The organism is Achromobacter sp. EG18 (assembly GCF_059759395.1).
In genome coordinates, this window is sequence record NZ_CM186213.1 from 5,251,842 (window position 1) to 5,269,365 (window position 17,524).

Annotated in this window: 19 protein-coding genes; 8 read left to right on the forward strand and 11 right to left on the reverse strand. The window is 68.0% G+C overall.

The features are described from left to right. Positions 1 to 57: 57 nt before the first annotated feature. The gene (locus tag AC6CR5_RS24270; protein WP_020925169.1) at positions 58 to 945 is read right to left on the reverse strand and encodes a LysR family transcriptional regulator; all 888 of its coding nucleotides are present in this window, start codon (positions 943 to 945) and stop codon (positions 58 to 60) included. Positions 946 to 1,040: 95 nt separating this feature from the next. Between AC6CR5_RS24270 and AC6CR5_RS24275 the strand changes: the two genes are divergently transcribed. Both AC6CR5_RS24275 and AC6CR5_RS24280 read left to right on the forward strand, forming a co-directional pair. Continuing rightward, positions 1,041 to 1,445, forward strand: a complete 405-nt coding sequence (locus tag AC6CR5_RS24275) for a CidA/LrgA family protein (RefSeq protein WP_054499723.1) — start codon at positions 1,041 to 1,043, stop codon at positions 1,443 to 1,445. Next, positions 1,435 to 2,127: an LrgB family protein gene (locus tag AC6CR5_RS24280; protein ID WP_024067733.1), complete on the forward strand. Its 693-nt coding sequence runs from the start codon at positions 1,435 to 1,437 to the stop codon at positions 2,125 to 2,127. Before AC6CR5_RS24275 ends, AC6CR5_RS24280 begins: the two co-directional genes overlap by 11 nt. 51 nt (positions 2,128 to 2,178) lie before the next feature. Here AC6CR5_RS24280 and AC6CR5_RS24285 read toward each other — a convergent pair whose 3' ends face one another. Both AC6CR5_RS24285 and AC6CR5_RS24290 read right to left on the reverse strand, forming a co-directional pair. Next, the gene (locus tag AC6CR5_RS24285; RefSeq protein WP_020925166.1) at positions 2,179 to 2,823 is read right to left on the reverse strand and encodes a LysE family translocator; all 645 of its coding nucleotides are present in this window, start codon (positions 2,821 to 2,823) and stop codon (positions 2,179 to 2,181) included. After that, entirely contained in the window at positions 2,820 to 3,746 is a 927-nt protein-coding gene (locus tag AC6CR5_RS24290; RefSeq protein ID WP_462793996.1) for a DMT family transporter, read from the reverse strand. The genes AC6CR5_RS24285 and AC6CR5_RS24290 overlap by 4 nt, the downstream gene beginning before the upstream one ends. Positions 3,747 to 3,918: 172 nt before the next feature. On the opposite strand from AC6CR5_RS24290, the gene AC6CR5_RS24295 reads away from it, so the two are divergent. From AC6CR5_RS24295 to fusA, 4 genes are all read left to right on the forward strand, one after another. Next, positions 3,919 to 5,316, forward strand: coding sequence for an aminotransferase-like domain-containing protein (locus AC6CR5_RS24295; RefSeq protein WP_149895634.1), 1,398 nt, complete (start codon positions 3,919 to 3,921; stop codon positions 5,314 to 5,316). A 57-nt stretch (positions 5,317 to 5,373) separates the two neighbouring features. Then, the gene (locus tag AC6CR5_RS24300; protein ID WP_006388727.1) at positions 5,374 to 5,718 is read left to right on the forward strand and encodes a protein tyrosine phosphatase family protein; all 345 of its coding nucleotides are present in this window, start codon (positions 5,374 to 5,376) and stop codon (positions 5,716 to 5,718) included. A gap of 87 nt (positions 5,719 to 5,805) precedes the next feature. After that, positions 5,806 to 6,270, forward strand: a complete 465-nt coding sequence (locus AC6CR5_RS24305; protein ID WP_006388728.1) for a universal stress protein — start codon at positions 5,806 to 5,808, stop codon at positions 6,268 to 6,270. A 279-nt stretch (positions 6,271 to 6,549) separates the two neighbouring features. Continuing rightward, on the forward strand, positions 6,550 to 8,661 hold the full coding sequence (gene fusA, locus AC6CR5_RS24310) for an elongation factor G (protein WP_006388729.1): 2,112 nt from the start codon (positions 6,550 to 6,552) through the stop codon (positions 8,659 to 8,661). Between the two features lie 61 nt (positions 8,662 to 8,722). Here fusA and AC6CR5_RS24315 read toward each other — a convergent pair whose 3' ends face one another. After that, positions 8,723 to 9,679 carry a DMT family transporter gene (locus AC6CR5_RS24315; RefSeq protein WP_026382460.1) on the reverse strand — a complete coding sequence of 319 codons (957 nt, stop codon included), beginning with the start codon at positions 9,677 to 9,679 and terminating at the stop codon, positions 8,723 to 8,725. 243 nt (positions 9,680 to 9,922) lie between these two features. Between AC6CR5_RS24315 and AC6CR5_RS24320 the strand changes: the two genes are divergently transcribed. After that, positions 9,923 to 10,393 (forward strand): Lrp/AsnC family transcriptional regulator, encoded by a 471-nt coding sequence (locus tag AC6CR5_RS24320; RefSeq protein ID WP_006388732.1) that lies wholly within the window; start codon positions 9,923 to 9,925, stop codon positions 10,391 to 10,393. Positions 10,394 to 10,405: 12 nt separating this feature from the next. Here the strand turns inward: AC6CR5_RS24320 and AC6CR5_RS24325 are convergent, their stop codons facing one another. Further along, positions 10,406 to 11,215, reverse strand: coding sequence for an alpha/beta fold hydrolase (locus tag AC6CR5_RS24325; RefSeq protein ID WP_026382459.1), 810 nt, complete (start codon positions 11,213 to 11,215; stop codon positions 10,406 to 10,408). A 142-nt stretch (positions 11,216 to 11,357) separates the two neighbouring features. Here AC6CR5_RS24325 and AC6CR5_RS24330 point away from each other — a divergent pair, with 142 nt between their 5' ends. After that, positions 11,358 to 11,855: a YbaK/EbsC family protein gene (locus AC6CR5_RS24330; RefSeq protein WP_006388734.1), complete on the forward strand. Its 498-nt coding sequence runs from the start codon at positions 11,358 to 11,360 to the stop codon at positions 11,853 to 11,855. 53 nt (positions 11,856 to 11,908) lie between these two features. Here the strand turns inward: AC6CR5_RS24330 and AC6CR5_RS24335 are convergent, their stop codons facing one another. From AC6CR5_RS24335 to tolA, 6 genes are all read right to left on the reverse strand, one after another. Continuing rightward, positions 11,909 to 12,709, reverse strand: a complete 801-nt coding sequence (locus AC6CR5_RS24335) for an ABC transporter ATP-binding protein (RefSeq protein WP_054446654.1) — start codon at positions 12,707 to 12,709, stop codon at positions 11,909 to 11,911. Then, a complete protein-coding gene (locus AC6CR5_RS24340) occupies positions 12,706 to 13,749 on the reverse strand; it encodes a FecCD family ABC transporter permease (RefSeq protein WP_006388736.1) in 1,044 nt (347 codons plus the stop codon). Before AC6CR5_RS24340 ends, AC6CR5_RS24335 begins: the two co-directional genes overlap by 4 nt. Further along, positions 13,749 to 14,441: a tol-pal system protein YbgF gene (ybgF, locus tag AC6CR5_RS24345; RefSeq protein ID WP_006388737.1), complete on the reverse strand. Its 693-nt coding sequence runs from the start codon at positions 14,439 to 14,441 to the stop codon at positions 13,749 to 13,751. Before ybgF ends, AC6CR5_RS24340 begins: the two co-directional genes overlap by 1 nt. 85 nt (positions 14,442 to 14,526) lie before the next feature. Further along, complete coding sequence (pal, locus tag AC6CR5_RS24350; RefSeq protein ID WP_006388738.1) at positions 14,527 to 15,027, reverse strand: peptidoglycan-associated lipoprotein Pal; 501 nt, start codon at positions 15,025 to 15,027, stop codon at positions 14,527 to 14,529. Between the two features lie 31 nt (positions 15,028 to 15,058). After that, entirely contained in the window at positions 15,059 to 16,381 is a 1,323-nt protein-coding gene (tolB, locus tag AC6CR5_RS24355) for a Tol-Pal system beta propeller repeat protein TolB (RefSeq protein ID WP_006388739.1), read from the reverse strand. A 16-nt stretch (positions 16,382 to 16,397) separates the two neighbouring features. Beyond that, entirely contained in the window at positions 16,398 to 17,486 is a 1,089-nt protein-coding gene (gene tolA / locus AC6CR5_RS24360) for a cell envelope integrity protein TolA (RefSeq protein ID WP_026382456.1), read from the reverse strand. Positions 17,487 to 17,524 lie beyond the last annotated feature (38 nt).

The following is a 17,524-nucleotide window of genomic DNA, read 5'->3' on the forward strand; positions in this document are numbered from 1 at the left end:
GCGCCGACGGGCGCGGTCGCGCCGCCAGCATACAACGCGGATTGTTGGCGCATCGCTTCAAGCCGTGTCCGGATGCATCTCGCGCGCCAGCGCCAGCCAGGCCTGCGCCGCGGGCGACAGGTAACCGCCACGCCGCCACACCAGTCCCATCTCCCAATCCGTATGGGCATCGCGCAACGGCACCAGCGCCACGCCCGCGTGCCGTTCTTCCTCCGCCTTGACGCGCGGCAGGAAGGCCACGCCCAGCCCGGCGCTGACCAGCGCCACGATGAAGTCGATCTGGCCGCTCCTCGCGGCGATGGCCGGCGCAAAGCCGGCGCGCCGGCAAGCCTCCTGGATGATGCGGTTCAGGGCGAAGCCGGTCTCGAACAGGATGAAGGGGGAGTCGCGCAATTGGTCGAGGCCGACGGTGGCGGCCCGGGCGTGCGGGTGATCGGCCGGCAGCAACGCCACCAGCGGCTCGCGCGCCACCGGTTGCCAGTCGAAATTGTCGGAGTCCGGCCGCAGCGACGCCGCCAGCTCGATCCCGCCGGCCATCACCATTTCTTCGAGCCGGTGGCCGCCGTGTTCCAGCAGGCTGATCTCGATGTGCGGATAGCGGCTGCGAAAGCGCGCGAACATCGGCGCGAACAGCGTGCTGCTGCCCAGCGGCGGCAGGCCCAGCCGCAGCACGCCGCGCTTGAGGCCGCGCAGCTCGTCCAGTTCGGCGTACAGATCGTCGCGCTCGGCCAACATCTTGACGGCGCGCCGGTAGACGATTTCACCGGCCTCGGTCAGCCGGGGCGGCTGCGCCTGGCGGTCGAGCAACGGCATGCCGATCTCGTCTTCCAGCTGGCGCACGGCCTTGCTGACCGTGGGCTGGGTGGCGAAAACCGCTTTCGCGGCCTGGGAGAATCCGCCCTGGCGGACCACTTCCACCAGCGCGCGCAAGGGGCGCAGATCCATGGGGGTATGCCTGTTTGGAATGGGATGAATTCGACAAATTCATTTTATCTATGGTCGCGCCGAGCGTAAAACGTTTCCTGTCCGCTGGAAATTCCATGTCTCGCCCTCGCTATCCCATCGTCCTGCGCAGCCTGCTGCGCCGCAGCCGCGTGCTGCAGATCGTCCTGCTGATCCTGTTTTCCCTGCTCGGCCAGGTACTGGCCAACGCCGCCGGCCTGCCCATACCGGGCGGCGTCATCGGCATGGTGCTGGTGCTGGCCCTGCTGGCCGCCGGCCTGTTGCGGGTGCGCAATGTGCACCGAGGCGCCAGCTGGCTGCTGGGCGAGATGCTGCTGTTCTTCGTGCCCGCGGTGATGTCGCTGCTGGACCATCGCGAATTCCTCGGCGTGCTGGGCGCGAAACTGCTGGCCGTGATCCTGCTGGGCACGGCCCTGGTCATGCTCGGCACCGCGCTGACGATCGACCTTTGCTACCGCTGGATGAACCGCCATGCGGGCTGAATTCAATCTGCTGTTCTGGCCGCTGGCCACGGTGCTGGCCTATGTCTGCGCGCGCCTGTTCTATCGCCGCTATGCCTATTGGTGGACGTCCACGCTGGTGGTGGCGCCAGCCCTGCTGCTGATGCTGGCGTTGCTGCTGCACACCGGCTATCGCGACTACATGTCCGGCTCCCACTGGTTGATGATGATGCTGGGGCCGGTCATCGTTGCGTTCGCGTTGCCGCTGTATGAGCAGCGCGCGCTGATCCGGCGCTATTGGCCGGTGCTGTTGGCCGGCGTGGCGGTGGGCAGCGCTATCGCCGGCGCCAGCGCCTGGCTGCTGGGTAGTCTGCTGGACCTGCCGCCGGGCCTGCGGTTGAGCCTGTTGCCGCGTTCGGTGGCCACGCCGTTCGCGGTGGCGGTGTCGTCGCACGTTGGCGGCGTGCCGGATCTGACGGCGGTGTTCGTCATTGTCACGGGGGTGTTCGGCGCGGCCATCGGCCAGTTCATGCGACGCTGGCTGCCGCTACGCTCGGCCCTGGCGCGCGGCGCGCTGTTCGGCATGGGCGCGCATGGCGCCGGCACCGCCAAGGCGCGCGAGCTGGCGGCCGAAGAGGGCGCGGTGGCGGGCCTGGTGATGGTGATGGCGGGCCTGTTCAACGTGCTCGTCACGCCCGTCGTGGTGGTCGCCCTGCTGGCCTGAGGCCAGGGTCAGTGCGTCACGAGCATCGCGGCGCGCCGGCCCCCGGCCATGTCAGTGCAGCGCTTCCAGCGCCACCGGATACAGCGAGGCCACCAGCAGCAGGGCCATGGTGATGTTGAAGGCCCGGATCGCCCAGGGTTTGTGCAGCACCCGGCGCAGCGCCGTGCCGAAGGTGACCCAGATGCCGATGCTGGGCAGGTTGACGAGGCCGCAGACCAGTGTGGCGATCACCAGGTTGGCGAAGAAGCCGGCCTGCGGCGTGTAGGTGGCGATGATGCCCACCGCCATCACCCAGGCCTTGGGGTTGACCCACTGGAAGGCCGCTGCCTGCAGGAAGGTCATCGGCTTGCCGCGCGCTTCACCCTCCTCCACGCCGCCGGAGTTGGCGATCTTCCAGGCCAGGTACAGCAGGTAGGCGGCGCCCACGTACTTCAGCACGGTGTACAGCACCGGCGCCTGCTGGAAAACCGAGCCGAGCCCGATGCCCACCAGGAAGATCATCAGCGTGAATCCCAGGTTCACGCCAAGCAGGTGCGGCATGCTGCGGCGGAAGCCGAAGTTCAGCCCGGAGGCGGCCAGCATGACGTTGTTCGGCCCGGGCGTGATCGAGCTGACCAGCGCGAACAGCGCCAGGGGCCCCAGCAGGGACAGGGAAGCGAGCGGCACATCGGCCAGGCTGGAAGGGAACAGCGTCATTTCTTGACTCCAACGATCGCGCGGCGTCCACCGGCGATCACAACGATAACGGCGGCGGCAAACAGGAAGGTGATCATGTCCGCCGATTCGCCAAAGAACAGGGTGGCGGCCAGTACCGTCAGGAACGGTTGCAGCAGCTGAATCTGCCCGACACGGGCAATGCCACCCACGGCCAGGCCGCGATACCAGGCGAAAAATCCCAGGAACATCGAGCCGAATGCCAGATAGGCGCTGGCCCAGATGACGTCGGCCCCAGGCCAGGCCGCCTGTTGCGCGGCCATCCAGCCCACCGGTGCGACCAGCACCGGGGCGCTGATCACCAGCGCCCAGCAGATGGTGCGCCAGCCGCCCAGCGTGCGCGAGGCGCGCGCGCCTTCGGCATAACCCATGCCGCCCAGCAGCACGGCCAGCAACAGCCAGAAATCGCCCATCACCAGGCTGCCCTGGCCCTCGCGCAGCGCAAATGCGCAGACCAGGGCGGAGCCCACCATGGCCCAGCCCCAGAACGCCGGCGATGGCCGTTCGCCGCTGCGCCAGGCCGCGAAAACCGCCGTGGACAGGGGCAGCAGGCCGTTGAACACCGCGCCGTGCGAAGACGCCACGGTCTGCATCGCCAGCGACGACGCCAGCGGCCAGCCCACCACGATGCCGATCGCGGCCAGGATGACGCCGGGCCATTCGCGGCGATCGGGCCGCCGGCTGCGTGTCAGCCACAACAGCGCCAGGGCCGGCACGGCCGCCAGCAGGGCCCGGCCCAGGCCCACCAGCAACGGCGGCAGCTCGGCGACGGCGACGCGGGTCATCGGCAGAGTCAGCGAGAACACCACCACCCCCAGCAGGCCGTAGCCATAGCCTTCCCAGGAGGAGACCGCGGACGCGGCGGGAGCGACCTGGGGCGAGGGATACAGCACGGAACGGCTCATCGGTGGACATCCGGAAGAAGGGGCGGTCCACAGGGCTTGCGGGTTGGCGCCATTGCTGTCACTCTACGCATAGTCATCGGTACAGTACCGGTACACTTTTGCATGTCACTTTAACCACTGGCCTGGTGAAATCCCCATGACAGTTGCCTCCCCCTCCATGCCCTGGCAGCCGGTGCGCCAGGCCGACGCCACCTTGGTGGCGCAACTGGCCGACGGCCTGGCCCGCCGTATCGACGAGCAGGGCCTGCGTCCCGGCACCCGCCTGCCCTCCATCCGCAAGATGGCCGAGCAATCCGGCGTCAGCCGGTTTACGGTGGTGGAGGCTTACGACCGGCTGGTGGCGCGCGGCCTGGTGCAGTCGCGCCGCGGCGCCGGTTTCTTCGTGCGGGCCCGCAACGGCCCGCTGGCCGCGGCCGCCGCGATTCCCGAAAGCCAGGGGTTCACGCCGCCCGCGCGGGTGGATATCGCCTGGCTCTTGCGCAGCATGTTCCGTGAAGGTGGCGGCCCCGGCATGCCGGGCGGCGCCGGCCTGTTGCCGGCCGACTGGCTGGATCCGGACATGGTGGCGAGCGCGGTACGCGCCGTCGGGCGCTCGGTGCGCGGCCATCTGGTGTCCTATGGGCATCCGCAGGGCTTTTCGCCGCTGCGCCAGCAGATCGCGGCGTCGCTGCAGAGCGAAGGCGTGCCGGCCCATCCCGATCGCAACCTGCTCACCACCAACGGCGTCACGCACGGCCTGGACCTGATTGCCCGCCTGCTGGTGCAGCCCGGCGACACCGTGCTGGTCGAGGATCCGGCGTGGTTCGTCATCTTCGGCCGGCTGGCCGCGTTCGGCGCGCGGCTGATCGGCGTGCCGCGCGGTCCCGATGGTCCCGACATCGCGCAGCTGGAACAACTGGCGGCGCAGCACAAGCCCAGGCTCTTCATCGTCAACAGCGCCGTGCACAACCCGACCGGCCATACCCTGTCGGCCGGCGCCGCCTACGACATCCTGCGCATCGCCGAGCGCCACGATTTCATGGTGGTGGAGGACGATACCTATGGCGATCTGCACCCCGGCGGCGCCATGAAGCTGGCGGTGCTCGATCGCCTGAACCGCGTGATCCTGGTCAGCGGCTATTCAAAGATGCTGGCCGCCAGCCTGCGGGTCGGCTACCTGGCCGCCAATCCCGACATCCTGCAGAAACTGGCCGACCTGAAAATGCTGGCGGGCCTGACCTCGCCCGAACTGGGCGAACGGGTGGTGCACCGGGTGCTGATGGAAGGCCAGTACCGGCGTCATATCGAGCGTGTGCGCCAGCGGGTGGACGAAGCCCGCCAGCGCTGCCTGAAAGGCCTGTTGAAGCTGGGCCTGACGGTCCCTCACGAGCCGCAGGCAGGCATGTTCGTCTGGGCCGACTGCGGCCGCGACAGCGAGGTGCTGGCCCGCGCCGCCGCCGACCGCGGCATGCTGCTGGCGCCGGGCACGCTGTTCTCGCCATCGCAGGCGCCATCCACCATGTTGCGTTTTTCGGTGTCGATGGCGGACGAACGCGGGGCCTGGAGCGTATTGGAAAAACTGTTCGGCTGAAACGGCACCTGCAATAATAGGATCCAGCCCTCTCTACCTCGCCATCAAGGAATCGCCATGTCCGCACCGATCAAGCCCCTGACCGACAATTTCGCCGTCGCCCCGCAACTGGGGCCCGACGACATGGCCGACGTGGCGGCCGCCGGCTACAAGAGCGTCATCATCAACCGTCCCGATTTCGAGGGCGGCCCCGACCAGCCGACCGCCGCCGATGTGTCCAAGGCCGCCGCTGCCGCCGGTCTGAAAATCGAATACCAGCCGGTCGTCGGCAGCGCCATGACCGCCGCCGACGTGGTCCGCTTCGCCGAACTGCTGCGCACGCTGCCGGGCCCGGTACTGGCGTACTGCCGCACCGGGACGCGCTGCACCAACCTGTTCGCGGCCGCCCAGCAACTGGGTTGACGCGCATCAAGGACCCCGGGTTCGCTTGATGTGAACCTGGCGGGTTTCCGGTAGCATGGAGCTTCCTCTCAAACAGGAGCAGGCAAGATGTTCAAGAAGATCCTGATTCCCACCGACGGCTCGCCGCTGTCGGCCCAAGCCGCCAACGCCGGCATTTCCTTCGCGCGCTCGGTGGGCGCTGACGTCGTCGCCCTCTACGTGACGCAGCCGTTCGCCGCCACCATCGGTTTCGACGGCATGGCCGCGGCCTACGCCATCACCGACGAAGACTACGAAAAGGCCTCGGCCGAACAGGCCGACAAGTACCTCAAGCAGATCACCGATCGCGCCGACACCGCCGGCGTGAAGTCCGAGGCGCGCGCCGTGTCCAACTTCAACGTGGCCGACGGCATCGTCCAGGCCGCCGCCGACGCCGGTTGCGACCTGATCTTCATCGGCAGCCACGGCCGCAGCGGCCTGTCGCGTTTGCTGCTGGGCAGCGTCACCGCCAAGGTGCTGTCGCTGGCCAGCACCGCCGTGCTGGTGTACCGCGTCAAGGAAGAAAAGAAGTAACACCGCTGCCCGCCGCCGGTGTCAGGCCGCTGTCAGGCCCGCCGGCGTCGACGCATGCCAGGCCCCTCCCGCCGAGGGGCTTTTTCATGTCCGCGCCATTCCCTATGGCGCTTATGGCTAAAGCTTGTAAACCGGCTCGCGGCGCGTAATATTCACGGATAGTGCGGGCGCGGTTTCGCAATCCCCGAGCACACCTCTCAACGCGGCATGGCGCCCGCCGCGGCAGTATCCGGTCGGACCTGCCGCCCATTCCTGGTGATTACTGCAAGGAACGAGGCCATGACTCGCAAGACGCCTATCGAGCTATACCGGAACATCGGCATCAGCGCCCACATCGACGCGGGCAAGACGACGACCACCGAGCGCATCCTCTTCTATACCGGTATCACCCACAAGATCGGCGAAGTGCACAATGGCGCCGCCGTGATGGACTGGATGGAACAGGAACAGGAACGTGGCATTACGATCACGTCCGCCGCCACCACCGCCTTCTGGAAAGGCATGGCCGGCAACTATCCCGAACACCGCATCAACATCATCGACACGCCGGGCCACGTCGACTTCACCATCGAGGTCGAGCGCTCCATGCGCGTGCTGGATGGCGCGGTCATGGTCTATGACGCGGTCGGCGGCGTGCAGCCGCAATCCGAGACCGTCTGGCGCCAGGCCAACAAGTACCGCGTGCCGCGGCTGGCCTTCGTCAACAAGATGGACCGCGTCGGCGCGGACTTCCTGCGCGTGCAGCGCCAGATCAGCGAACGCCTCAAGGGCGACGCCGTGCCGGTGCAACTGCCGGTGGGCGCGGAAGACGGCTTCGAGGGCGTGATCGATCTGGTCAAGATGAAAGCCATCATCTGGGACGACGCCAGTCAGGGCGTGCGCTTCGAGTATCGCGACATTCCGGCGGCGCTGCAGGCGCAGGCGCAGGAGTGGCACGACAAGATGGTCGAGAAGGCCGCCGAGGCCAACGAGGCGCTGCTGGAGAAATACCTGGGCGGCGAGGCGCTGACCGAAGCCGAGATCAAGCAGGGCCTGCGCCAGCGCACGGTCGCCAACGAGATCGTGCCGATGCTGTGCGGCAGCGCCTTCAAGAACAAGGGCGTGCAGGCCATGCTGGACGCGGTCATCGACTACCTGCCGTCGCCGGTCGACGTGCCCGCCATCAAGGGCCACGACGAGCGCGACCACGAGATCGAGCGCCATCCCACCGACAAGGAACCGTTCTCGGCGCTGGCCTTCAAGATCATGACCGACCCGTTCGTGGGTCAGCTGGTGTTCTTCCGCGTCTACTCCGGGGTGGTCAAGTCCGGCGACTCTGTCTACAACCCGGTCAAGGAAAAGAAGGAACGCCTGGGCCGCATCCTGCAGATGCATGCCAACGAGCGGCGCGAAATCACCGAGGTCTACGCCGGCGACATTGCCGCCGCGGTGGGCGTCAAGGACGTCACCACGGGCGACACGCTGACCGATCCGGCGCACGTCATCGTGCTGGAGCGCATGGTGTTCCCCGAGCCGGTCATCTCGCAGGCGGTCGAGCCCAAGACCAAGGCCGACCAGGAAAAGATGGGCATCGCCCTGGGCCGGCTGGCGCAGGAAGATCCCTCGTTCCGCGTGCGCACCGACGAGGAGTCCGGCCAGACCATCATTTCCGGCATGGGCGAGCTGCACCTGGAAATCCTGGTCGACCGCATGAAGCGCGAGTTCGGCGTCGAGGCCACGGTGGGCAAGCCGCAGGTGGCCTATCGCGAGACCATCCGCAAGACCTGTGACGAGGTCGAAGGCAAGTTCGTCAAGCAGTCGGGCGGCCGCGGCCAGTACGGCCACGTGGTGCTCAAGCTCGAGCCGCAGGAGCCGGGCAAGGGCTACGAATTCGTCGACGCCATCAAGGGCGGCGTGGTGCCGCGCGAGTTCATCCCGGCGGTCGACAAGGGCATCCGCGAGGCGCTCAACGCCGGTGTGCTGGCGGGCTACCCGGTGGTCGACGTCAAGGCGACACTGTTCTTCGGCTCGTATCACGACGTGGATTCGAACGAGAACGCCTTCAAGATGGCCGGTTCGATGGCCTTCAAGGAAGGCATGCGGCGCGCCGATCCGGTGCTGCTGGAGCCGATGATGCAGGTCGAGGTGGAAACGCCCGAGGACTTCACCGGCAACGTCATGGGCGATCTGTCGTCACGCCGCGGCATGGTGCAGGGCATGGAAGACATCGCCGGGGGCGGCGGCAAGGTGGTGCGCGCCGAGGTGCCGCTGGCCGAGATGTTCGGCTACTCCACCTCGCTGCGCTCGCTGACGCAGGGCCGCGCCACCTACACGATGGAGTTCAAGCACTACGCCGAAGCGCCGCGCCAGGTGGCGCAGGAAGTGATCGCGGCCCAGGGCACGGGCCGCTGAATCCGGAGCTGCCCGTAACGAGGGCCACCCGCGCGGGTGGCCCTTTTTTCTTTCTCGCGCCTCAGGCCGGCGCGGCGGCGCCGGCCGTCGTCGTCCGCATGCGCAAGGACGCCAGTTTCACGCCCGACAGGATCATCACGAAGCCATAGGCATGGAATAGCTGCGGCGCCTCGCCCAGCAGCGGCCAGGCCAGCAACGCCGCATACACCGGCACCAGGAACATCGACAGGCCCGCGGTGGCGGGGCCGGCGCGGCTGATCAGCCGGCCGTAGACGTAGTACGCGCCCAGGCTCGGCACGACCGCCAGGAACAGCAGCACCGCCGCCAGGCGCGGATCGCTCCAGGGGGGAGTGGCGCCGGCGGCGGCCTCGATCCCGGCGAAGGGCGCCAGCGCGATCGCGCCGCCCAGCATCATCGCCGCCAGCCGCGCGCCGTCCGGCACGGCCGGCAGCGTCAGGCGCTTCTGCAGCACCGTATAGAACGCCCAGCCGGTGGCGGCCAGCAGCACCCACAGGTCGCCCTGGCCGAACGCCAGCCGCGCCAGCGCCCAGGCGTCGCCGCGCGTCAGCACCACCAGCACGCCGCCCAGCGCCAGCGCCAGCCCGGCGGCGCGCAGCGGCGAGAGAGGCTTGCGCCAGATGATCGCTTCCAGCAGCGCCACCAGGATCGGGCTGCACGAGAAGATCAGGGCGATGTTGGTGGCGCTGGTGCTCTGGGCGCCGATGTACTGCGGCGCCACCGCCACGCCCATGCCCAACACCGCCAGCGGCAGCAGCGTGGGCAGGCCGCGCCACAGCGCCTGGCGATGCCGCAGCAAGGCCGGCGCGGCCAGCGGCAACAGGATCAGGAAGGCGATCAGCCAGCGGCCGAAGGCCAGGAAAACGGGGGGGAGGGCGGCGTCGTGGGCCCAGCGGGCGGCCACCATGTTGGAGGCGAATAGCGCCGGCGCGGCCAGGAGCATGGCGGTGCCGGACAGGCCCAGGCCGGTTCTTGCGGGTACTGCTGCTGCGTGAGACATGATTTCCCGCCGCGCGGATCGGCGCGCGGCAACTGCGGTGGACTACACCGGCGCCAAGGCCGGGTTGTGCCGCGGCGCAGGCGCTGGATCCGACGGGCGGGGTAATGCCCGTCTTGCTGGAAAGTCTACGACCGGGTCGGGAAAATAGGTTTCCTGATTCCCGCCATTTCCGTAGAGATAGAGGAATATATATCCTATAAAATTAAGTTTTACAGGGATATTCTCTTCTGCGGATTCTCAGCCGTGTCCACCCCGCCCAAAATCGACGAAACCGACCGCAAGATCCTGCGCGCGCTGCGCACCGATGGCCGCCTCACCAACCTGAAACTGGCCGAGCAGGTGGGCCTGTCGCCCACGCCCTGCTGGAACCGGGTCAAGGCCTTGGAGGACGCGGGCGTGATCGAGGGCTACGCGGCGCTGTTGAACCAGAAGGCGCTGGGCCTGCCCGACACGGTGATGATCGAGGTCACGCTCGAACACCACGACGACGACACGCTGGCGCGCTTCGGCGAGGCGATCACGCGCCTGCCGCAGGTAGTGGAGGCGTTCCTGGTGACGGGCGAATACGACTACCTGATCAAGGTCGCGGTGGCGGGCACCGAAGGCTATGAGGAATTCCTGCGCAAGCGGCTCTACAAGCTGCCCGGCGTGCGCCACAGCCGCTCGACCTTCGTGCTCAAGCGCCTCAAGCACACGCCGTCGGTCGAACCCTGACGGCGCGCGGGGTCAGCCGCGCAGGAACGATTCGATGGCGCCATTGAAGGCGCGCGGGTTGCCCAGGTTCATGCCGTGCGACGAGCCGGCGATGTCGACGCGCCGCGCCTGGGGCAGCCACTGCGCCAGCGCGTCGAGTACCGCCGGGTAGGGCGCGGGGCTGAGCGCGCCGCCGATCAGCAGCGTCGGCAGGGCCAGCGAACCGATCTGTTCCGGGCTCAGGGTGGCGGGCGTTTCGCGGGCCTGGCCGAACAGCGTGCCGGCGTTGTCGCGCACCATCTCCTTGAACCAGGGCACCATGCGCTGCCAGGTGTCCGGCCCTGTCACGGTGTCGACGAACAGCGCCAGGCCCTCTTCGAGCGCGCCGTCGCGGATCAATTCCAGCGCGCGCTGACGGAAGCCGCCGCGCAGATCGTTGTCTCCGGGCAGCGGCAGGCCCGGGTCGGCCAGCGTCAGGCTGCGCAGCGCGTCGGGGCGCGCCAGCGCCGCCTCCAGCGCCACGCGGCCGCCGCGCGAATGGCCCACCAGGTGGGCCGGCTGGCCCGCGACCTGGTCGATGAAGGCCAGCACGTCGGCGCCATGCTGCGCCACCGAAAACCCCTCGCCTTCGCCATCCCAGGTTTCGGGCCAGTAGCGCCGCAGGCACACCGCCAGCACCCGGAACGAGCGGCCCAGCGGCGCCATCTGCGACTTCCAGTAGCGACAGTCCGACAGCGAGCCGTGCACCAGCACCAGGGGCTCGCCCTCGCCGTATTCGGTGTAGGACATGGCATAGCCGCCGATGTCGGCGGTTTGCAGGGGCAGGACGGGTTCTGAACGCATCGGATCGGGTTGGGAAAGCCAGGCGGGCATTCTAGCCGGTTCGCTCCCCCGCCCACGGCACGCCCGCGCCCGCGGCGGGGGCATTGGCGGGGGCTGATAAACTCGTTTCCCGATCTTTTTTCCCTTGAACGGAGTTCGCCAGATGTCCCCCGCCACCCCCGCCGATCTTCCCGAGTCCGCCCAACGCGTCGCCCGACTGCTCGCCGAAATGGGTCATGACAAGCCGGTGGTGGTGCTACCGCAGACCGGCAAGACCTCGGCGGAAGCGGCCGCGGGGCTGGGCTGCGAAGTGGCCCAGATCGCCAAGTCGATCATCTTCCGCCGGGCCGCGGACGATGCGCCGGTGCTGGTCATCGCCAGCGGCGTCAATCGCGTCGATGAGGCCAAGGTCGCGCAGCAGGTCGGCGCCCTGGCCAAGGCCGACGCCAAGTTCGTGCGCGACATGACCGGCTACGCCATCGGCGGCGTCTGCCCCATCGGCCACGCGGTCAAGCCGGTCATGCTGCTCGACCAGGACCTGTTCCAGTACGACAGCCTGTGGGCGGCGGCGGGGCACCCGCACGCCGTGTTCAACCTGACGCCGCAGCAGTTGGCCGCCATGACCGGCGCGCCGGTTGCGGACGTCGCGCAGCGCGCCTAGCGTTGCCTGGCCGCCGGACCGCCGGCCTCAGGGTCCCGCGCGGGACGTAGCGGTCAGTGCGGACGCGCTTCCAGGTCGTCGATCAGCACCTGGAGCCGTCCGCGCGAGCAGGCTTCGACCCGGCCCTGCACTCCATATACAGCCGCCAGCGACGCTGGCGTGATCACCTCGGCAGGCGCGCCGGCGGCGGCCAGCCTGCCGCCATGGATCATCACCGCGCGGTCGGCATGCTGCAGGGCCACGTTCAGGTCGTGCAGCACGATCACCGTGATCAGCCCGTGCTGCGCGGTTTCCTGCCGCAGCAGCCGCATCACGTGGAACTGGTAGTTCAGGTCCAGCGCCGACAGCGGCTCGTCCAACAGCAGCACGCGCGGACGGCGCACCAGCGCCTGCGCCAGCCCCACCAGCTGCTTCTGTCCGCCCGACAGGGCGTCCAGGTAGCACAGCGCCAGGTGAGCGATGCCCAGCCGCTCCAGCAGCCGGTCGATCCCGTGCAGATCCGCCGGCGGTCCTTCGGCCTGGCTGGCGCGGGCGGCCACCAGCACCGATTCGAACACCCGCAGGTGCACGGCGGCAGGCAGGCTTTGCGGCAGGTAGACAAGATGGCGCGCGCGGGTCGCGAAATCCATCCGCGTCAGATCGAGGTGGTCCAGCCGCGCCTGGCCGGCGCGCGCCTTCACCAGGCCCGCCAGCGCCTTGAGCAGCGTCGATTTGCCGCTACCGTTGGGACCCAGCAGGGCCGTGACTTCGCCCGCGTCCAGCCGGGGCAGCGACAGATCGTGCAGCACGTCCGTGCCGCCATAGCCGGCGGTGATGCCTTCGATCGCCAGCGCCGGCTGCGGGGCGGCCGTCATGGCAGCCTCCGGCGCAGCACTACCGCCACGAAGAACGGGATGCCGATCAGCGAAGTGACGATGCCCACTGGCACGATCACGCCTGGCGCCAGGTTCTTGGAGGCGACCGAGGCCAGCGACAGGATCACGCCGCCGACCAGCGCGCTGCCCGGCAGGAAGAAGCGATGATCCTCGCCCACCAGGCGGCGGGCGATGTGCGGCGCGATCAGGCCGATGAAGCCGATGGTGCCGACGAACGCCACCGCCAGCGCCGACAGCAGGCTGACGCGCGCCAGCGCCGTCACGCGCACGCGGCGCACGTCCACGCCGAAGCTGGCGGCGCGTTCCTCGCCCAGCCGCAGGGCGGTCAGCTTCCAGGACTGGCGCAACGCCAACGGCAATGCCACGGCGAAGGCCAGTCCAAGCGTGGCCACGGTGGTCCAGCTCGAGCGCGCCAGGCTGCCCATGGTCCAGAACACCAGGTTTTGCAGCGCCTCGGCGCTGGCGGTGAACTGCACCAGCGACACCAGCGCGTTGAAAGTGAACACCATGGCGATGCCGAACAGCACCACGCCCGACGTGTTCATGCCGCCGCGCCGCGCCACGCCGTCCAGCATCAGGGCGGCAAGCAGGGCGAACAGGAAGGCATTGCCGGCGATCAGCCAGCCGTCGGGGATGCCGGGTACGCCCAGGTGCAGCACGATGGCCAGCGACGCGCCGAAGGCGGCCGCCGACGACACGCCCAACGTGAATGGGCTGGCCAGGGGATTGTTCAGGATGGTCTGCATTTCCGCGCCCGCCAGGCCCAGCGCCATGCCGACCAGCGCGGCCATCAGCGCGTAGGGCAGCCGGATATCCCAGACGATGACGCGCAGCGTCGGATCGGCCGACGCCGGCGCGCTCAGCGTGCGCCACAACTCGCCCCAGCCCAGGCCCGAGGGACCGAGCGTGAAATCGAGCAGCAGCCCAATGCAAATCGCCGCCAGCAGCAGGGCGATGAGCCCTGCCCGGCGGCGCAGGATGTGCCGGTAGGCGGCGACCGCGGTTGCGGCTTCCGCCATTACTGCAGCAGTTGCAGGCGGCTCTTGGCCGTGTTGGCGGCCGGCGTGGTCGGGTAGTCGCGCACGATGCGCTGCAACGTGGTCTTGGCGCCGGCGCGGTTGTTCATCTCGATCTGGCTGCCGGCGATGACCAGCAGGGCGTCAGGGGCGCGGGCGTTGTCGGGCGCCTTCTGCACCATGGCGTTCAGTTGTTCGATGGCGCCCTTGAAGTCCTTCAGCGCGTAGCGGCTGCTGCCCAGGTAGAACTGGGCGCTGGGCGCGAGCTGGCTGGCGGGGTAGAGCGCGGTGAAGGCGGCCAGCGATTCGGACGCTTCCTTGTACTGGCCCTTGCGGAACAGGTCGATGGCGCCGTCGTAGGCGGCCTGCTCCTGCGGATCGCCGGCCGTCGCGCCCGGCGGGTTGGCGCCGCCGGCGGCGCCGCCCGGCTTGTTGGCGCTGGGCTGTTGGCGCGACACCAGCTCGAGCTGGTCGCGCAACTGGGCGACTTCCTGCTGCAGGGCCTGGATCTGATCGGCCAATTGCAGCTTGGCCCGTTGGCTCTGCTCGTTCTGCTGCTGCACCTGCTGGCGCAAATCCAGGATGGCCTTGCGGGCCTCGTCATCGGAGAAAGCGTGGGCGGGGGCCGCCAGGGCCGCCAGCACCAGGCCAGTGGCCGCCATCAAGGGACGCAGGGACAGAACGTAATCGCGCATGAAAATTCCCGGGGATAAAAACAAACGTCGGGACGGCCGGCTGACCGTCCCGACGCGTGGTGGGGCACTTAACTATACGAAAAGCTTAACGCTGATAAACGATATCGGCGCGGCGGTTTTCCGCAAAGTCGGCTTCCGACGAGCCAGTCGCCTTCGGCTTTTCTTTACCGAAGCTGATGGTTTCGATCTGGTTGTCGCTGACGCCCAGCAGGGTCATCATGCGACGCACGGCGTCGGCACGGCGCTGGCCCAGGGCCAGGTTGTATTCGGCGCCGCCGCGTTCGTCGGTGTTGCCTTCGATCTTGATTTTCTGCTGCTGGTGCGAAGCCAGGTAACGGGCGTGGGTTTCCACCAAGCCGCGGTACTGGTCGGACACCGTGTAGCTGTCGAAGTCAAAGTATACCGAGCGCTGTTGCGCCAGGATGCTTTGGGGGTTGAAGGGATCAAGGATCTGGCCGGAGGCCGAGGATCCTTGGCCAGCGCCTCCGCCCTGACCCGCTTTATCGTCGAGAGGGACGGAGCTGCAAGCTGCCAGGGTGGCGGCCAGAGCGGCGATGGTTAGGCTTTTGGCAATGCGCGACTTCATGATAGTTCCTTTGCAAAGAGAGTCACACGTGTTATCGGGTAAATGGGCCCCAAGTCGGTTCACGTATTTCCCCGTTCAGTACCGAAAGCGTCTGCCGTACGCGACCATCGCTCGAAACACCTGCAAGCACGCTACGTCCGTTTTGGATCGCGGCGTAGAGGACTTGCATGCCGTTCGGCGCGAAGCTTGGCGACTGATCGTCACGACCATCGGTCAACAAGTTCTCCGAGCCGGAGGACAGGTTCAACGATGCGATTCGAAACGCGCCGTCGCGTCTGGCAACGTACAGCAGCGTCGATCCATCGGGGGAAATTCGGGGTGAGATGTTGTAACCACCATTAAACGTGAGGCGGCGAGCATCGCCACCGTCCAGGCCGGTTTGGTAAATTTGCGGCCCGCCGCTGCGGTCACTGGTAAAGATAATGGAACGGCCGTCCGGCGTAAAGCTCGGCTCGGTGTCAATCCCGGGAGAACGCGTAACTCGCTTCATATTCGAGCCCCCGGCCGCGCTAACGATGTAAATTTGCGACAGACCATCACGCGTCAGGGCCACGGCAAGCTGGGTGCCATCGGGCGACCAGCCGGGGGCGCTGTTGTTGCCCTTGAAGTTGGCGACCGGCACGCGGGCGCTGGTGGCCAGGGTGTGCACGTACACCACCGGCTTGCCGGATTCGAAGCTCACGTACGCCAGCTTGGAACCATCGGGCGACCAGGACGGCGAGATGATCGGCTCGCGCGAACGCAGGGCGACCTGCGGATTCTGGCCGTCGGCGTCAGCCACCTGCAGTTCGTAGGTGGCGCCTTGCTTGAGCACGTAGGCGATGCGGGTCGAGAACACGCCGCGCACGCCGGTGATCTTTTCATAGATGCGGTCGGCGATCTGGTGGGCGACGCGGCGCAGTTCCTGCTCGGTGCCGGAGAACGCAACGCCATCCAACTGGCCCTTCTTGACCGTGTCGGCCAGGCGGTAGCGCACGTCGTAGCGGCCGTCGTTGCCGCGCACGATGCTGCCGTAGGCGATGAAGTCGGCGCCCTTGGCGCGCCAGTCGTCATGGGCGATGGGCGAATCGACGTTCAGGCCCGATCCGGCGGCGCTGATCAGGCGGAACTGGCCGGTGCGGGTCAGGTCGGCGCGAATCACTTCGGCCAGGGCGCGGCCATGGGCGTCGTCCACCGCGAAATCGGCGATGGCAACGGGGTATTGGGTGGCGCCGGTGCCGGAAATGTCGACACGCAGCTGGGCCTGGGCGGGCTTGAGGGCCATCAGGCAGGCCAGCGCCAGCAGCAACAGGCCGAATCCATACGATCGCCAGAGAACGAGGGGGGAAGCTCGTCGGCTATGGGCGGGAGTCATAATCAGCAATCTCCTGTCAATCATACATTCTGTACACAACGTCAATGATGGGCTCGTAGCGGCCGGTCGAAGGCTTGGGGAAGGGGTTGCAGCGGCGGATGCCGGTCTCGACCGCGCGGTCGAAGCCCGCGTTGCCGGAGGAACTGGTCAACGTGACCCCGTTAACCTTCCCGTCAGAACCTAACTGTACCCGGTATTGGGCCGTCGGATTGTCCGAGCCGCTGCGCGGCGGCGGCGGGTAGGCCACGCCGGGTTGCACGCAGGCACGCACCTTGGCGCCATAGCCGCTGTCGCGCCCGCCACCGGCCTGATTGCGGTCGGCGGTGCCGCCGGGAATGCCGGCCGCGCCCAGGGCGTCGTTGCGGAACGCATCCTTCAGGGCCTTGTCGGCCGCGGCCTTCTTGGCGGCTTCTTCCTTGGCCTTCTTTTCGGCGGCGGCTTTTTCAGCGGCGGCTTTGTCGGCCGCGGCCTTTTCAGCGGCGGCCTTCTCGGCAGCCGCCTTTTCAGCCGCTGCCTTCTTGGCGGCGTCTTCCTTGGCCTTCTTTTCGGCAGCGGCCTTGTCCGCAGCCGCCTTCTCAGCCGCAGCCTTGTCGGCGGCGGCCTTCTCGGCCGCCTGGCGTTCCTGTTCGAGGCGCTTCTTTTCCTTCAGCTCGGCCTGCTTGCGCTCTTCCTCCAGGCGCGCCTTTTCCTTGGCGGCCTCGGCGGCCTGGCGGGCCTGTTCTTCCTTCTCTTTCTTCTTCTTGGCTTCCTGCAGCGCGATCTCGGGATCGACCTCGTCGGCCTTGGGCTGGGCCTGCGGCTCCGGCTTGGGCGGGGGCGGCGGCGGCTCGGGCTGCTTTTCCGGCTCGGGCTCGGGTTGCGGCTTGGGCTGGGGCTTGGGCGGTTCGGGTTGCGGTTGCGGCGGGGGCGAGACCGGCGAATTGCCGTCGGCCCACAGCTGCACTTCCACCGGTCCCGGGTTTTCAGTGCGCCAGTTCAGGTTGAAGATCAACACGGCCAGCAGCAGCGCGTGCACCAGCAACGCCAGGACCAGGGCGATCCGGTTGTCGTTGTTGGGCGGCGTGGCCGGGGGGCCGCTGTGGTGTCGAATGATGGGTGGCGTCATGAGCGTTGCAGGCCGGCGGCGCCGGCGGAGGACGTCGC

Excerpts from the sequence above, each read along its gene's own strand:
- AC6CR5_RS24330 (WP_006388734.1), top strand. The coding sequence starts at position 11,358 with ATGTCCCCCGCCACCCCCGCCGATCTTCCCGAGTCCGCCCAACGCGTC.
- AC6CR5_RS24270 (WP_020925169.1), bottom strand. The coding sequence starts at position 945 with ATGGATCTGCGCCCCTTGCGCGCGCTGGTGGAAGTGGTCCGCCAGGGC.
- pal (WP_006388738.1), bottom strand. The coding sequence starts at position 15,027 with ATGAAGTCGCGCATTGCCAAAAGCCTAACCATCGCCGCTCTGGCCGCC.
- ybgF (WP_006388737.1), bottom strand. The coding sequence starts at position 14,441 with ATGCGCGATTACGTTCTGTCCCTGCGTCCCTTGATGGCGGCCACTGGC.
- fusA (WP_006388729.1), top strand. The coding sequence starts at position 6,550 with ATGACTCGCAAGACGCCTATCGAGCTATACCGGAACATCGGCATCAGC.
- AC6CR5_RS24300 (WP_006388727.1), top strand. The coding sequence starts at position 5,374 with ATGTCCGCACCGATCAAGCCCCTGACCGACAATTTCGCCGTCGCCCCG.
- AC6CR5_RS24315 (WP_026382460.1), bottom strand. The coding sequence starts at position 9,679 with ATGTCTCACGCAGCAGCAGTACCCGCAAGAACCGGCCTGGGCCTGTCC.
- tolB (WP_006388739.1), bottom strand. The coding sequence starts at position 16,381 with ATGACTCCCGCCCATAGCCGACGAGCTTCCCCCCTCGTTCTCTGGCGA.
- AC6CR5_RS24335 (WP_054446654.1), bottom strand. The coding sequence starts at position 12,709 with ATGACGGCCGCCCCGCAGCCGGCGCTGGCGATCGAAGGCATCACCGCC.
- AC6CR5_RS24290 (WP_462793996.1), bottom strand. The coding sequence starts at position 3,746 with ATGAGCCGTTCCGTGCTGTATCCCTCGCCCCAGGTCGCTCCCGCCGCG.
- AC6CR5_RS24285 (WP_020925166.1), bottom strand. The coding sequence starts at position 2,823 with ATGACGCTGTTCCCTTCCAGCCTGGCCGATGTGCCGCTCGCTTCCCTG.
- AC6CR5_RS24275 (WP_054499723.1), top strand. The coding sequence starts at position 1,041 with ATGTCTCGCCCTCGCTATCCCATCGTCCTGCGCAGCCTGCTGCGCCGC.
- AC6CR5_RS24280 (WP_024067733.1), top strand. The coding sequence starts at position 1,435 with ATGCGGGCTGAATTCAATCTGCTGTTCTGGCCGCTGGCCACGGTGCTG.
- tolA (WP_026382456.1), bottom strand. The coding sequence starts at position 17,486 with ATGACGCCACCCATCATTCGACACCACAGCGGCCCCCCGGCCACGCCG.
- AC6CR5_RS24325 (WP_026382459.1), bottom strand. The coding sequence starts at position 11,215 with ATGCGTTCAGAACCCGTCCTGCCCCTGCAAACCGCCGACATCGGCGGC.
- AC6CR5_RS24340 (WP_006388736.1), bottom strand. The coding sequence starts at position 13,749 with ATGGCGGAAGCCGCAACCGCGGTCGCCGCCTACCGGCACATCCTGCGC.
- AC6CR5_RS24305 (WP_006388728.1), top strand. The coding sequence starts at position 5,806 with ATGTTCAAGAAGATCCTGATTCCCACCGACGGCTCGCCGCTGTCGGCC.